The organism is uncultured Dysgonomonas sp. (genome assembly GCF_900079725.1).
Lineage (GTDB): Bacteria > Bacteroidota > Bacteroidia > Bacteroidales > Dysgonomonadaceae > Dysgonomonas.
Genome location: NZ_LT599032.1, coordinates 5,085,512 through 5,100,973, shown reverse-complemented (window position 1 = coordinate 5,100,973; position 15,462 = coordinate 5,085,512). Strand labels below are relative to the sequence as shown.

The window sequence follows — 15,462 nt, the reverse complement described above, 5'->3', positions numbered from 1 at the left end:
AAGAACCTGTGGTGTAAAATTTAAACAGGCTCTAAGATTATTTATTCTCAAAAAAGTTTACTTTTGCTTCATCATTATGATTGCGTCAATAGATACTTCCAATAAAGAGTTTAAGAATGCTCTCGACCTGATTGAACGGAGCAACCAGTCTGTTTTTCTCACAGGAAGAGCAGGTACAGGTAAATCGACTTTTCTGAAACATCTCTGCCAGACGACACGTAAAAAATTCGTTGTTTTGGCACCTACCGGAATAGCGGCGATAAATGCAGAGGGATCGACATTGCATTCATTTTTCAAATTACCATTCAGGCCTATGGCCCCCGATGACGCAGATTTGAGTCTTGTCGGTGGCCGCATTTTTGAGTTTTTCAAGTATAGGAAAGAACACCGTAAGATCATACAGGAAGTGGAACTTATAATCATTGACGAAATATCGATGGTAAGAGCCGATACAATAGACTGTATTGACAGGATTCTCCGGGTCTACTCAAATAATATGCGTACTCCTTTCGGGGGTAAACAACTTGTTTTTGTCGGCGATGTATTCCAACTCGAACCTGTGGTTACTCCCGATACAAGAGAGATAATCAACAAATTCTACAAGAATGCTTTTTTCTTTTCAGCGAACGTTTTTCGTGAAATAAACCTTGTTCCGATAGAATTTACAAAAATCTATCGTCAGACAGATGAAAAGTTTATTTCTATACTGAATAATATAAGGAACGGAAAATCGAACAATAGCGATTTGGCTCTACTCAATAACCGGGTAAATTCCGGTTTTAACCCAAGAGAGGAAGATATGTATATTACGCTGGCTACCAAACGTGATAATGTTGACTATATTAACGAGAAGAAGATGTCGGAACTCGATACCTTTGAGTTTGTCAGTTATGGTATCAAAGAAGGCGATTTTCCGGAATCATCTCTTCCCACTGCACAGGAACTAGTACTTAAAGAACATGCACAGGTCATGTTTATCCGTAACGATATGCAATGGCCCCGCCGCTGGGTTAACGGCACTATCGGCATTATATCGGGAATAGATGAAGAAGGGCATGTATATGTTCTCAAAGAGGATGGATTTGAGGTGAAAGTAGAACTGGAAACATGGCGGAATTACAGGTACAGATATAATGAGCAGGAAAAGAGGATCGAAGAAGAAATTATCGGTACTTATACCCAACTGCCATTGAAAGCTGCGTGGGCAATTACAATCCATAAGAGCCAGGGGCTTACCTTCAATAATGTGATTGTTGATTTTAGCGGAGGAGTATTTGCCGGAGGACAAGCTTATGTAGCCCTGAGCAGATGTACCTCGCTGGACGGGCTTGTTCTTAAAAAGAATATCAATAAAGTAGATATATTTGTGCGGCCCGAAATAGTGGAATTCAGTAAACAATTCAATAATGAGCAATTAATTAATAAAGCACTGAAAGAATCGGACGCTAATTATCTGTACAAAGAAGCGATAGCACAATTCGATGAAGGGAATTTCGATAATTTCCTTGACCATTTCTTCAAAGCTATCCATGCCCGCTATGATATAGAAAAGCCATTGCAACAAAGATATATACGAAAGAAGCTGAATACCATAAACCACCTTAAAACAAAGAATGCCGAATTAAAGGACAGGCTATACGAACAGACCAAAGTACTAAAAAAGTTAGCGAAGGAATATTATCAGATGGGTAATGAATGCATCGTTTCATACAAGGATTATCGTGCAGCTCTGGCCAACTTCAACAAGGCACTGGATTTAGACCCTACCTATCTCGATGCATGGATAAGGAAAGGTGTAACCTTCTATGATCAGGAGGATTATTACGAGTCTATGAAGTGCTTCAACAAGGCTATAGAATTAAGTCCGCTATCATTCAAAGCTCTCTACAACAGAGGAAAAAACAAGCTTAAAGTGGATGAGCCGGAACTGGCTATAACCGACCTGATGAAAGCCTCGGGGCAGAAGCCACGTCATGCCGCCTGCCATGAATATCTTGCTGAAGCTTATGCAGCTATTGGCAATACCGAATTATCGGATAAGCATTATCAGATCGCCAGAGAATTGAAGAATTCCAAGGGTAAGGACTTATAAATTGACCTATAAAATAAAACTCTTCAATCAGAATTTCATTTTCAATATCCTCACTGCATTTAAGATAGCTAACAAAGAAACACCCACATCGGCAAAAACCGCTTCCCACATATTCGCTACGCCAAAGCCTCCTAAAATTAGAACGATCAATTTGACGGAAAATGCCAAAGTGATATTCTGATAAACTATCTTCTTGGTTGCCCCGGCTATTTTTATGGCAGTAACAATTTTAGAAGGCTGGTCGGTTTGTATAACAACATCTGCGACTTCAATAGCTGCATCACTACCCATTCCGCCCATTGCAATACCTACATCGCTCATAGCAAGAGATGGCGCATCATTTATGCCATCACCGACAAAAGCCACCACATTTTCATTATCAGACTTCAATTGTTCAATATGTTTAACTTTATCCTCAGGCAGTAAATTACCATAAGCCTTACCAATTCCTAAACGGGAAGCAACACTCTCTGTAATGGACGACTTATCGCCGCTTAGCATTACTACCTGATTAATTCCATTCATATACATGTTTCTTACAGCATCGGCAGCATCCTCCTTCACTTCATCTGCAATCGTGATATAGCCTGCATATGTATTATCTATTGCAATAATAACAGTTGTTTCAGGTATTAAATCAATCGACTTATCATAACTTATATGATACTTTTCCATCATATTGGCATTACCTGCCAGAACTTCATGTCCATTTATGTCACCTTTCAATCCATGTCCCGGAATCTCTTCTATATCGGTTGCCGGATAGTCTTTAATCGTGTCTTTTCCGTAAGCAACAATTGCTTTTGCAATGGGGTGATTAGATTTTTTCTCTAATGCTACTGCATATTCAATTAATTCGTCTTTCTCCACAGCTACGGATGAAACTATATCCTGTACATTAAATACCCCTTTGGTTAAAGTACCTGTTTTGTCCATGACTATGGTATTCACTTTTGTCAACAAGTCCAGGTAATTTGCCCCTTTGAATAGTATACCGGCTTTGGATGCAGCACCGATACCTCCGAAATATCCTAACGGTATGGATATGACCAATGCACATGGGCACGAAATAACCAGAAAGACCAAGGCCCGGTAGAGCCAATCCTGAAATATATAATCCGTTACAAAGAAGTAGGGTATTACAGTAACCAGTAACGCAAAGAAGAATACCAAAGGAGTGTATATCTTGGCAAATCTGCGGATAAGAAGTTCGGTTCGGGCTTTTCTGGAAGTCGCGTCCTGTACCATCTCCAATATGCGGGATAAGGAACTGTCCTCGTATTTTTTCGTTACTCTTATATAAATCACTTTATCGATATTGAGCATGCCTGCCAAGACCGGTTCACCTTCCCGTATTGTTTTAGGCTTACTTTCACCTGTCAGGGCAGATGTATTAAAACTGCCCGATACAGAAATCATTATCCCGTCCAGCGGAACTTTTTCTCCAGCTTTGACTAGTATTGTCTCTCCTGTTTTTACATCTTCGGGAGCAATAGTTATATAATTGCGGTTTCGTTCTACGGTTGCCGTATCGGGACGGATATCGAGAAGGGATTTTATATTCTTCCTTGCTTTATCTACTGCCGAGGCCTGGAATAGCTCACCGACAGAGTAGAAAAGCATAACAGCAACACCTTCGGGATATTCGCCAATAAAAAAAGCGCCTAATGTAGCCACAATCATCAGGGAGAATTCCGTGAAAATATCTTTTTGCCGGATTGTCTGCACAGCCTCTCTGAAAACAGGATAAGCAACCGGGATATATGCCAGTATATACCAAATAAGCCTGTAATGAGAATTAAAATACCGGCTGATAAGATTGTCCATAATTATCCCTGCCAGAAGTGCAGCAAGGCTTAAACCTACGGGAATATATATCTTCCGGTTTTGTGTATTGTTACCCGGCAATTCTTCGGAACAAGAATCGCAACAGGTACATTTATATTCTTTATTTTCGTCCATTTCTTATTTTTTTATACAAAGGTATGGACTATAGCCTGCAACTGAGTTGCAAATTTACATCTAGCGTTTTTTAGCTTCGGGTAATCTAATTACGTGGAAAATAATATATGATACAGACTCCCAACAGAGCTATTAATGCTCCGATAATATCGTATTTATCAGGAGAATAATTATCGAATTTCATAGCCCACAGTATAGACATAACGATAAAAAAACCGCCATAAGTAGCATATACCCGCGCAAAATTTGAGGTCTGCCATGTTGCTACCACTCCGTAGAAAGCAAGAATCAAAGCACCCAAAACTCCGTACCACCAAGGTTTTCCTTCTTTGAGGCATAGCCAGACTAAATACCCCCCTCCTATTTCACATAGCCCGGCAAGAATAAATATTGGAATTGATTTGAGAATCATAGTCAATTGAATATTTTGCATATTTAAAGATTCTACAAAGGAATAAAATCTTTGCTAAATATCGACCTTATTACATCGTCCGCAATACCCCTTGATTACAAGATTAACACTTTCTACTTGCATTATAGGCGACAGTGCAAATCTGGGGATAGAAATATTTTCCAGACAGAATGCATCCTTGCAGTAAATGCAATAAAAATGAGCGTGAAGATCATCCATATTGCAATGGCAATCCCTGTTGCACACCGAATATTTTATGGAACCCGACCCATCGTCGAAACTGTGGATAAGCTGATGTTCGTGAAATAAATGGATTGTACGAGAAATAGTCGATTTATCAACCGTATCGAGTTCTATTTCCAAATCGGATAAACTGAATGCTTTGCTAAACTCGAGCATCGTTTTAAGTATTAATATCCGTAGAGCTGTCGGTTTTATACTGCGCTCTTCCAGCAAGTTTATATAAGAGCTGTTCATGCTATAATTTTATCTCCGTTACTTTTAAGACCACAACAAAAGTAACGAATTTAAAATATAATATACATCCAAATGAAATTTGATAGAATTGATTTTAAATATTGTACAGATTTTCGAAGATGGATATCCACTGTTGTTATGGTTATTCCCATTTTCGATGCAATTTCTTTTCGGGAAAAGCCATCCACCCACCTTAATTTATAAACCTCTAAACGTTTTTCCGGCATATTATGAACGGCATCTTCTATCTTAGAAAACAAATCTTCTATATCTGTATTGTCTTCATTTTCGACACTCAGATTTTTCAATTCTAAAACAGATTCAAAGATTTGTTTATTTACCGACTGCCGGGTCCAGTCAATAAAAATATTCTTAGCTATTGTAAACAAATAGCCTTTCAGGGAATCTATATTTGAATTTTTACGGTTTTGCCACAACCTGATAAATACCTCTTGAGTCATATCCTGAGCATCATCTCCCGATTTACAATTATATAATATAAAAGCATATATAGTCTTATGATACTTATGAAAAATAAGGTCAAAAGCTTTTTCATCTCCTTTTTGAAGAGCTAGCAATAGTATTTTGTCTTTATCAACAGTCAAAATGTATTTCGATTAAGATTTAAGTAACAATATCTGCAAATATACATTTTTTTTTCATGTATCAAATTCTCCGGATACTCCACCCATTGTTAAAAAACAGCCGAAATTATTTTATTAACAATCAGCAGTTTGACAATTTTAACATCAATTGATCTATTTTTTTTCATAATAGAGTAATAGCTTTTCTGAAAAGATTCGTCTTTATATATAGACCGACATGAAAAACATATGGAAAACAATAAATATATCGACTTATTAAATAAGTACCATGAAGGAAAGTGTTCAAAAAAGGAATTGGTGATTCTTTTTGAATGGATTAATTCCGATGAAGGAAATACAGAATTGGATACATATCTGACTAGTCAGATCCAGAATGAAAAGTATCTGGACCAGATTACTTTTTCTACAGATGCCGAAGTTCTTCTACATGATATTAAAGAAGAAATAGGAATAGGGAATCCGCGTAAACTTCAATTGAGAAAGGTTAAACTATATGCCGCGGCAGCAGTGGTTGCTGCTATTGTATTAGTTGGGAGTTTTTCTATTTTCTGGGGGAGTGAAAACCATAAGCATCAGGATGTTTTATTCGCAGTAGAAAAAGGGAGCAAAGCTAAGGTATCGCTTAGAGATGGCAGTGAAATCTTACTCAATTCGGAAAGCTATATTACTTATCCTGCAGACAAAGAACGGCAATTCACCTTAACAGGGGAAGCGTATATTCATATTGCAAAAAAAGATAAAGAGCCATTTGTGGTTCATACACAGCATGTAGATATCTTAGTTTATGGAACAACATTTAATGTAAATGCTCAGCCATGCAACCAGAATATAACTGTATCATTAATAGAAGGTTCGGTCGGAATACGCATACAAGGCGAAGAAAACATCCAATATATCAAACCCGGACAAACAGCTGACTATAATGTAAAAACAAAAGAACTAAACTATACTACAGGGAACCTGACAGATATTGCTTTGTGGAGATTAGACGAACTAAAAGTGGAAAATGAAGATATCATTGAATTATGTAAGAAACTCGAATCATGGTACAGCGTAAAAATAATACTGAAAAACAAACCATCTAAAACACATAAATATAATCTGTCGCTCAGACAGGAACCTATTGAAGACGTATTGGAATTAATCAGCACATTAGCTCCTATAACGTATGAAATAAAAGAAGGAAAGGAGGTGGTGATCAGCTACATCAATTAAAATAATACATCTGAAAAACACAAAATATTCTCACTAAAAAATGGACATAAGAATGGTTCAGACTCTTATGCCCATTGATAAATACCCGACTCTGGCAAGACAAATATTTAATAATTTATGTACAAAGGTATGAAAAAAACTATTGTGCTGCTAAAGTGCAGCAATAAAAAACTTTACATAAGTAAAGTCGTGTTAATGTGCTTTATATTTTTGTTATCAGGACTAACACTAGAAGCGCAAAACAATATACTGGAATCTTCGAAAGGCACTAAAAAAATCAGTCTGACGTTAAAAAACACTTCATTAAAGAATTTCTTCACTGAAATAGAAAAGCAATCAGACTTACGTTTTTTTTATGATGCCGTAGATGTTAATGAGAATCTTCCAATCTCAGCTAATTATAAAAATACAAGCATAAATGAAATTCTAAAAGAAACTTTATCCCCAATAAAGTTAAATTACAGAATAGCGGGAGATCAAATCATTATAACACCTCATAGTCCCCAAAACAAACCTTCAGACAAAGAAGTAGATCTGATATCAATAAGCGGTATTATTTCCGATGAAAAAGACGAACCGATCATCGGAGCAACTGTAACAGTAGAAGGCGAACCGGCAGGAACTATTACCGACGTCAACGGGCATTATGAACTCCAAGCCCGTAAAGGCGCAGTACTGAAGGTATCGAGCATCGGATTTGAATCCAGAACAGTAAGAGTAGGAAATCAGCCTGTTATAAACATTAGGCTGAAAGAAGATTCTAAGCTGTTGGAGGAGGTCGTAGTTGTTGGTTATGGCATTCAGAGGAAACGTGATGTAACGGGTTCGATAGTAAGAGTTGATCCCAAAAGAATGGAAACAATGCCGAATGTGAATCCCGTGCAGGCTCTGCGGGGTACAGTAGCCGGGGTACAGATTATTGATGATGGGCGTCCCGGATCTAGTGGAACAATAAGCATCAGGGGTACATCTTCTATCACAGCCAGTAATCAACCACTGATAGTCCTGGACGGAATACCATATATGGAAGGAAACCTTGCCGACATAAACTCGAATGATATAGAATCTATCGATATATTGAAAGATGCAAGTTCCGCTGCAGTTTATGGAGCAAGAGGGACAAATGGGGTAATTCTGATTACAACAAAAAGAGGATCAACCAGCAAACCACGCCTAAATTACAATGGATATTATGGCTTTTCTAAATATGCAAGCCTTCCAAAGTTGTTAGGCCCCGAAAAGTATATGCAAAAATTGAAAGATGTTGAAGAATATCTGGGCGGACAATTAACAATCTTAAATCCATTGGAATAAGCAAATTATGATGCTGGTATTACAATAGACCCGTTTAAGGAGATTTCGCAGGATGCACCAATGACTTCTCACGAATTGAGCATTTCCGGAAAAAATGATATTGTGAATTATTATTTTTCGGGCTCTTATACAGATATGAAATCAGTTGTGAGAGGTGATCAGTTTAAGCGGCTTTCTGTCCGTGCCAATTTCGATATTAATATTACCAACTGGTTAAAAGTAGGTGTCAATGCCGGATTTACCAACAGAGATAGTTCCGGCAATCAGGCTAGTCTCTACTTCACTACTTATTTGAGTCCGTATGCCAATTTGTATTATGACGATGGAGTACCAAGGCCGGCTCCGATAGATATAGGATTAGTAATAAATCCGTTAAGTAAAACCTTATTGAACGATGATAGAGATGTAACTCAAATCCTGTTTAGCAATATCTATACAGAAGTAAAGCTACCTCTCAATGGATTGATGCGGATTGAGAGAATATTTTAAAACAAACTGGAACGATAAGGAAAAAGTATATTACAAACGTGTATATATGGGTTGTATCAGAGCAATAGATTATCTTTTTAGTCTGGATGAGTTTGATGGCAAAAATATGATTGTAGAAGGAGGAAGCCAAGGGGGAGCCTTAGCCATTGTCACAGCCGGACTAGACCAAAGGGTCAGTGCTCTTATAGCCTATTATCCGGCTTTATGTGATTTTACCGGATACTTAAATAACAGAGCCGGAGGTTGGCCACACTTATTTAAAGATATAACTGATAAGCAGGATGCTGTATTGCAAGTAAAAGAAGAGGTAACTAAATACTATGATGTAGTAAATTTTGCACGTCAGGTCAAAGTTCCCGGATTTTATTCATTCGGTTATAACGATATGGTGTGTCCCCCTACTTCGATCTACTCAGCATACAATGTTATTAGTGCAGATAAAACAGCCTTCATAATTCCCGAAACAGCTCATTGGACATATCACGAACAGTGGATAAAATCGGAAGAGTGGCTTACTCAACTTCTGAATCGATAGAAGATAGATGATTAATTGGCACAGGTAAAGAAAAGACCGACAGAAATAGTTTACCTGGATAATAATTGATTAACATACTCCAAATATCAACATTGCGACTAAAAATATAATCACAAAGATTATGATTAACCAGTCGTATTTGTATTCATTATCTGTCTTCTTTTTACTCATGATTCAAAAGTAATAAAGTAATCTTTATTACTGATAAAAGGGAGTAATTAATGCTCAAATATTTTAGCGATAAGGTACAGGAGTAAAGATTAAGATAGGCAAGTATTATCATATATCCCGAAAAACAGGAATGGGATTGTTTCACAACAGCCCCATTCCTTACTTCTCAAATGTGCAATTAACTAATTAATCAACTATAATAAGTAGTGTTGTTGATTTTTATTGCTCTTTATATTTACCGTCCAACATATCCTGATAAGTCGGATTGTAAGCATTATTGAATACATTCCAACTGCTTGCTGTTACTGAAGAAAGTATATCTTTCAATCCCGAAAAATCGGAAAGTGAAGAGTTGTAAGAAACCGTAATCTCTTTTACATTTTTCAATACCCGGAAACCATTCAGATTTGTAAGTTTCGAATTTCCATAATAGGAACTATAGCCCGATATATTCAGTGAGCCATTTACCGTTGTAAGTTTTGGCATATCTATTTCCGACAGATTATCGGAATTATATCCGCCGCTCGTTATAGCGCAATCTCCATCTATCGTTTCCAAAACAGGCATACTAAATTTCTGCATCGAAGAAGCATCGATATTCGCTGTACCTGTTTTCTTCAAGAGGGGCAATTCTATAGCCTTAGGAGCCGAAGACAGATAGAACATCCCTCCCACTTCTTTCAGATTCGGCAGACTTACTTTATCAAGGCCATAAGTACTGAGACTCAGATTTCCCTGTATCTTTTCCACGCTTATGGTTGCCTCAGCCATTGTGTTCATATCGGTAGTAAAATTCAAGCTCTTTAGTTCTTTAAATCCTTCCAGACTCTTAATATTGCAATTACCCCATGTAACATCATATCCACAGATATCTTTACCTTTCAGTGTGAAAGGAGTAGTTATATTGTATAACTCCAGACCGTTCATATTTATATTGCGAAGGTCTACTTCTGTGATGGAAGTCAGGTTGTTTCCATACAGTGATATTTTATTAGCCTGAGATAATGAAAATCCGGAAAACTTCTTAAATGAAACCTGGGAAATTATAATATCTCCTCCCACACTGTTCAGCAGCGACAGTCCGTCAATATTATCTTCCAGCACAGGCCAGCTTGATATGTATATCCTTCCTCCTACCGATTTTAAAGATTTCATATCTTTGGTACTCTTCAGTTTTGGCATATTGGATATAAATAATTCTTTATCAACGGATTCTAATGATTTCAGTCCCTTCAGGTCTTCAATATTGACATTTTCCAGCCTAAGATTACCCGATATTGTTTTTAACGATGTTATATCCACATTTACAAGAAGGTCACATGCTGAAATAGTTACGTCACCCGGCAGGGAACCCAACTGGGGGAGTGCTAACGATTCCATTTTAGAAAGAGACGTTATACTGAGTGTCGTCACATTTTTTAGTACAGGGAAGTTCACCGACTTCGCTTCTTTCCATTGCGTTATGTTCAAATTGCCGCCGATTTTCTCCAGTTTTGGAAAATCAACCGCTGCCAGTTTATTCATATTCCACGAACCCTGAATTGTCATGTTTTCCACGATATTCTGTAACTTGGGAAACGACATCTCAACCAAAGAGTCTGTATTCTGTATCTGTAACGCTCTGTCAATATTTTTCAATTCGGGGAATTTTGCCGATCTGATGTTAGCGCCATTTATTACCAGATTGGTCATAATTGATCCTAGTTTGGCAAAATCTACCGTTTTCAAACCTTTTACCTGTCCTATTTGAAGCGATCCTACCCTTTCCAGATTTTCCAACCCTTCTAAGCTGTTTCCGGCAAATGTAGGATTTATAATGAGGTTGAAATCAATTGTTCTTAATCCGGCTAAAGGTTTAAGACTGTATACCGAATCCGCTCCGGTAGCAGCTCCGATAGTCAGGCTTCCATTGATACGGGCAAGCCCGAGCGTTGCAAACTCATCTACTTCGGCCTGTGTCAGAAGTATAACATCCCCCTCTCTGGAAACGACATTACGCTCCACATGGTAGTTGTATGTACTCTTTGTACCGTTATAAGCAGTAACCACAAAAGACTGGTCTGTATCCCAATCGGTAATAGTAGCCGGATCAGGTTCCATCTTTGCGTTTTCACTTAATAATACATTAGCCGTAGCACCTGACAACAATAAATTTTCGGGCGCGGTAACCACAATTGTATTTTGTGAAATCGAAGCATTCAATGTCACATCTCCCTGTTTCAAGCGGAATGCGGTTATATAGCTATCTCCTCCATCGAAGTCACTGTCATCATTGCTACAGGCAGAAAAAGAGAGCATTCCCAGCAATGAGAGCAAAATAATTCCTGTTTTATTTATATTCATATCTGTTGATTTTTACTTTATTGTAATTAAGGTTTTACCCATTTACCTGCCTGCAAATCCTCATAAGTAGGATTATAGTTATTCCCCGATGTTTTCCAACCGGAACCGGTTAGTGAGCCAAAAACTTTTTTCAGACCGTTGTATGATTCGATTGCCATCTGGTTTGTTATCTCTATCGACTGAGCCTTCTCGAGACTGGCAAAGCCATCCAAATTTTTCAGCAATTGATTTTTGTAACTACTACTATATCCGTTCAGTATCATTGCTCCACCGATACTTTTCAATACAGGGAACTGTACAACCTCCAGACTCCTGTCCGCATTATATCCGGTGCCTAATCTGAAGTCTCCTCCAACAGACTCTAAAGATGGAAAACGTAATATACGGGTTTGGGTAGATCCCACATTAAGGTCGAAATACCCTCCTACCCTTTTCAGTTTCGGAAATTCCAGTGTTTTATCAACTCCCTGATCCAGACGGGCAAAATAAAAATCTCCTCCTACTTCTTCGATATCAGGCATTGAATACCGTTTGATATTGTTGTTCTCTAAGCGGAATGTTTTGTTTATTTTCCTTATACCGCGTATATGCACTGTATCCATATAAGACACATATCCGTCGAGAGATAGCGAATCCACCTCGTGGAATCCTTCAAGAGCAGGGAAACCCGGATATCCATTATTATACGAGGCTCCGCTTGAAGCGATAGTCAACGTTCCTTTGAATACATCGTCCCCGATAATCTTATCGGCCTGAATAGAATTACCTAAAACTTTAAGTTCGCCTATGTTCAAACCTTTGACATTGATCTCTTTGATAGGAGTCGCGGTTCTGGTTCCGATAGTTAACCTGCCAATGTATTTAATGCCGGCCGGAAGTTTAAGAGCTGTCATCTGTGGCAGATCGTACAGATATAATTCACCTTCGACCCTCTCCAATGCCTTGAAATCCAGGATTCCCTCAATCTGGGCATATGTGATAGCCAACCTGTCCGACACGGTTTTCAGTTTGGGAAAATCAAGTACCTTTATATATTTACTGTCAATGCTCAGTGTTGTTGCCTGAGTCATGGCAGGGAAACTGACCTCTGTCAGGTATGTAGTGGACGGAATAGTGATAACCCCTGTTGCCACCTCCAGCTTAGGTGCATTTATAAAAGACAGCATGGTAAGCTGGCTGAAGGTCATAGCTCCAACCTTCTTCAATTCCGGCAGATCGACCTTTTTAGTACTTTTAAAATAGGTAAAGGACAAGTCTGCGGTTTCTTCCAAAGACGGAAATGAAATTTTAGACATCATCGCGTTCGATCCGTTAGCCGTATTAAGAGACAGTTTCCCTTTTACAATTTTCAGTTTAGGGAAGTTTATCCCGGCAAGCGGACAATCCAGTGTCAGAGTCTCTGATACGGATGTCAATACAGGGAAATCCGCAAGACCGATCAATGTATTTTTAATATACATACCACCTGCTGTTTTCAAACCCGGAAAATTCACTTTTTCAAGATTTCTTGCTCCATCAATTCTTATCTCCCCTCCTATTTTTTCAAGCTTGTCAAGGCCGGTAAGGTCTTTCCCCGAAAAGGTAGGATGAATAATAAGTGAATAACCTATTTCTTTCAGTTGAAGTAAAGGAGCCAGTGTAGAGATAGAGTCTGATTCGGTGCCTATTGTGCGGCCAATTACCAGATTCCCTTTTATGGCAGTAATACCTTTTTCTCCAAACGCATCCACATCGGCTTGCGTTTCCAGCACAACAGAACCTTCAATTCCAATATCTGAACGCACCACAGTATATTTATACCTGATTTGCGATCCGTTATAAGCTGTAACGGCAAACTGCATTTCATCATCCCATTCGGTCACAGACTTAGGATCGGGGTAAATAGTGGCATTTTCACTCAATTTTATCGTGGCGGCAGCACCATTCAGGGATATTCCTTCGGGAGCTGTCACCGTAATTACATTATCGGAAATCACCGCGTTAAATTCTTTGTCTCCTTGTTTCAATGAGAAAGAAGCGATGTAGTTATCTTTTCCTGCAAATGGATCATCTTCATCACTACATGAAGAGAGTAAGCCTATAACGGCTAACAGCAGCAAGTAAAAACTCTTATTTAATATATTCATAACCATTTTTATATATTAGTTGTTGAAATTCATATCAGCAGGGACACAGGCTTCGGTCGAGACTTCACCCACGGCAGCCCCTTTACCGATCGTTCCGGTATGTACTTTCACAAAATCTATGTGTTTCAGATTGGCAGGTGAACCATCGGCCTGTATAGCATTTTCGATCCAAAATTCATTCATGGGTTTGGTCTTATCGCTATTGTAGTTGTCCACATATCCCCAAGGCAGGTCTTTTGCATATTCAATACCCCCTTCTACAAAAAAGTTTGCAGCAAGGCATGTTCCCACCAATGTGTAATAATCTTCGGCTATAAACATCGGGAAATAATATGCCTGTGAATGGTAGCCATTGTAATCTACGGAATTAGACCTGCCGATATTATCCGTCCAAAGAACATTGGAACCACTGGCATTCGGCTTGTAGTATGTTATAGCGTAGCGGTATTTGGTGTCTTTACTATCAGCTTCGCTGCCTTTCAGTTCATACCATGTGTCATCAGGAAGTCCATTGCCGTTTTCATCCTGCATCACCCATACTATACCCGGTTCGCTCCATCCGGCAAAAGCGTTTCCTTTTATAAGCAGGTCGGCTTTTCCTTCTTCATTTTTTACACTATGGTCAAACCCTGCAATCCAGTATCCGCCATAAGCCCCTATATGGATATAGCCGCTTGTATTACCCGTATTCAACCAGTTTTGCGCATCCTGCAACGCTTTTGCTTTTGTGGAACCGATCTGATAGTTTACAAACTGACCGGGTGCAGGTATATAGTCGAACACAGTAGCAGCCGTGGCTTTATTGCCTGTTTTCACAGGTCGGAAATATGTTCCTTCCGGTTCGGTACAGGTCACCTGTACTTCTGCTTTTGCCGATGAACTTTGCTCTGTTACAGTAATCAGATAAACACCCTTTGCCGATGGTGTGAATTTCAAATATCCGGTGGTAGAGCTTTGTGTTGCGCCGTCGACCGTCCACTTGAATGTCGTAGGATTTTCGATATTGCAAATCACAGGAGCCAATACGAGGGACTTGCCTAATGGAACAGTCATCTTCCGCAATTCATTTATATTTGAAGCGACACGGTAATGGCCGTTATCGAAGAATAGTTCAGGAGTAGGCTCGGGCAGTGTGGTAACCGTGATTACCTGCATATCTGTTCCGTCTTCATTGCTGACTTTTAGGGAAAGTGTCTGTGCACCAAGTTTTGTCTGGTTAAAAACGTATGTTTTACTTTCGGAGACAATTTTACCGTCCAGTCTCCATACATATGTTGCATCTTCGGCATAAAGCACTTCTGCCGAAATTTCCGTATCCTTTCCCGAATAGGCTATAATGGAAGATGACACGTTGATCTCGGGAGGCAATTTATCCTGTACGGATATTTTAATTTGCTTTTCCACCGTACCATTTTCGGCATCTATCCTGAGAGTTACAAAATACTCTCCTGCATCGTTTTGATTAAAAATTAATTCCGGATCAACAGAAATAATCCTGCCTTCCAGCTTCCATGAATACATTGGATTTACAGCATTTTCTACATTAGCTTCGATGGCAAGATCCCTGCCAATCTTTACCTTGTATTCCTCCATCCCGAATGTAATCGTGGGATCACCAGTCAGTTCATTGTTGTCATCGTCGCTCGAACAGGACGATAACGAACAAATCAAATAAACTGACAGAAGCAGAAAAATCAGATGTTTTAAATTTCTCATAGTGT

11 protein-coding genes and 1 pseudogene are annotated in these 15,462 nt (G+C 38.8%); 5 read left to right on the top strand and 7 right to left on the bottom strand.

Going from position 1 to position 15,462, the window contains the following annotated elements:
- Positions 1–76 precede the first annotated feature (76 nt).
- Positions 77–2,092 carry an AAA family ATPase gene (locus QZL88_RS20605; protein ID WP_296944753.1) on the top strand — a complete coding sequence of 672 codons (2,016 nt, stop codon included), beginning with the start codon at positions 77–79 and terminating at the stop codon, positions 2,090–2,092.
- Between the two features lie 27 nt (positions 2,093–2,119).
- Here QZL88_RS20605 and QZL88_RS20600 read toward each other — a convergent pair whose 3' ends face one another.
- From QZL88_RS20600 to QZL88_RS20585, 4 genes are all read right to left on the bottom strand, one after another.
- On the bottom strand, positions 2,120–4,054 hold the full coding sequence (locus QZL88_RS20600; protein WP_296944751.1) for a heavy metal translocating P-type ATPase: 1,935 nt from the start codon (positions 4,052–4,054) through the stop codon (positions 2,120–2,122).
- An 85-nt stretch (positions 4,055–4,139) separates the two neighbouring features.
- A complete protein-coding gene (locus QZL88_RS20595; protein WP_296944748.1) occupies positions 4,140–4,466 on the bottom strand; it encodes a YnfA family protein in 327 nt (108 codons plus the stop codon).
- Between the two features lie 54 nt (positions 4,467–4,520).
- Positions 4,521–4,943 carry a transcriptional repressor gene (locus tag QZL88_RS20590; protein WP_296944745.1) on the bottom strand — a complete coding sequence of 141 codons (423 nt, stop codon included), beginning with the start codon at positions 4,941–4,943 and terminating at the stop codon, positions 4,521–4,523.
- A 50-nt stretch (positions 4,944–4,993) separates the two neighbouring features.
- Entirely contained in the window at positions 4,994–5,548 is a 555-nt protein-coding gene (locus QZL88_RS20585) for an RNA polymerase sigma factor (protein WP_296944742.1), read from the bottom strand.
- 228 nt (positions 5,549–5,776) lie between these two features.
- On the opposite strand from QZL88_RS20585, the gene QZL88_RS20580 reads away from it, so the two are divergent.
- From QZL88_RS20580 to QZL88_RS20565, 4 genes and pseudogenes are all read left to right on the top strand, one after another.
- Positions 5,777–6,763, top strand: coding sequence for a FecR family protein (locus tag QZL88_RS20580; RefSeq protein ID WP_296944741.1), 987 nt, complete (start codon positions 5,777–5,779; stop codon positions 6,761–6,763).
- 195 nt (positions 6,764–6,958) lie between these two features.
- The gene (locus tag QZL88_RS20575; protein ID WP_296944739.1) at positions 6,959–8,077 is read left to right on the top strand and encodes a SusC/RagA family TonB-linked outer membrane protein; all 1,119 of its coding nucleotides are present in this window, start codon (positions 6,959–6,961) and stop codon (positions 8,075–8,077) included.
- Between the two features lie 60 nt (positions 8,078–8,137).
- Positions 8,138–8,566 (top strand): hypothetical protein, encoded by a 429-nt coding sequence (locus tag QZL88_RS20570; RefSeq protein WP_296944738.1) that lies wholly within the window; start codon positions 8,138–8,140, stop codon positions 8,564–8,566.
- A gap of 4 nt (positions 8,567–8,570) precedes the next feature.
- Positions 8,571–9,101: pseudogene (locus QZL88_RS20565) on the top strand (acetylxylan esterase); the annotation flags it as partial.
- Positions 9,102–9,491: 390 nt separating this feature from the next.
- Here the strand turns inward: QZL88_RS20565 and QZL88_RS20560 are convergent.
- Genes QZL88_RS20560 through QZL88_RS20550 form a run of 3 tightly spaced genes read right to left on the bottom strand, consistent with a single transcriptional unit; the run spans position 9,492 to position 15,457 of the window.
- Positions 9,492–11,615, bottom strand: coding sequence for a hypothetical protein (locus QZL88_RS20560; RefSeq protein WP_296944737.1), 2,124 nt, complete (start codon positions 11,613–11,615; stop codon positions 9,492–9,494).
- Positions 11,616–11,641: 26 nt separating this feature from the next.
- A complete protein-coding gene (locus QZL88_RS20555; RefSeq protein WP_296944736.1) occupies positions 11,642–13,741 on the bottom strand; it encodes a hypothetical protein in 2,100 nt (699 codons plus the stop codon).
- Between the two features lie 15 nt (positions 13,742–13,756).
- Positions 13,757–15,457: a PKD-like domain-containing protein gene (locus QZL88_RS20550; protein ID WP_296944735.1), complete on the bottom strand. Its 1,701-nt coding sequence runs from the start codon at positions 15,455–15,457 to the stop codon at positions 13,757–13,759.
- Positions 15,458–15,462: the final 5 nt, after the last annotated feature.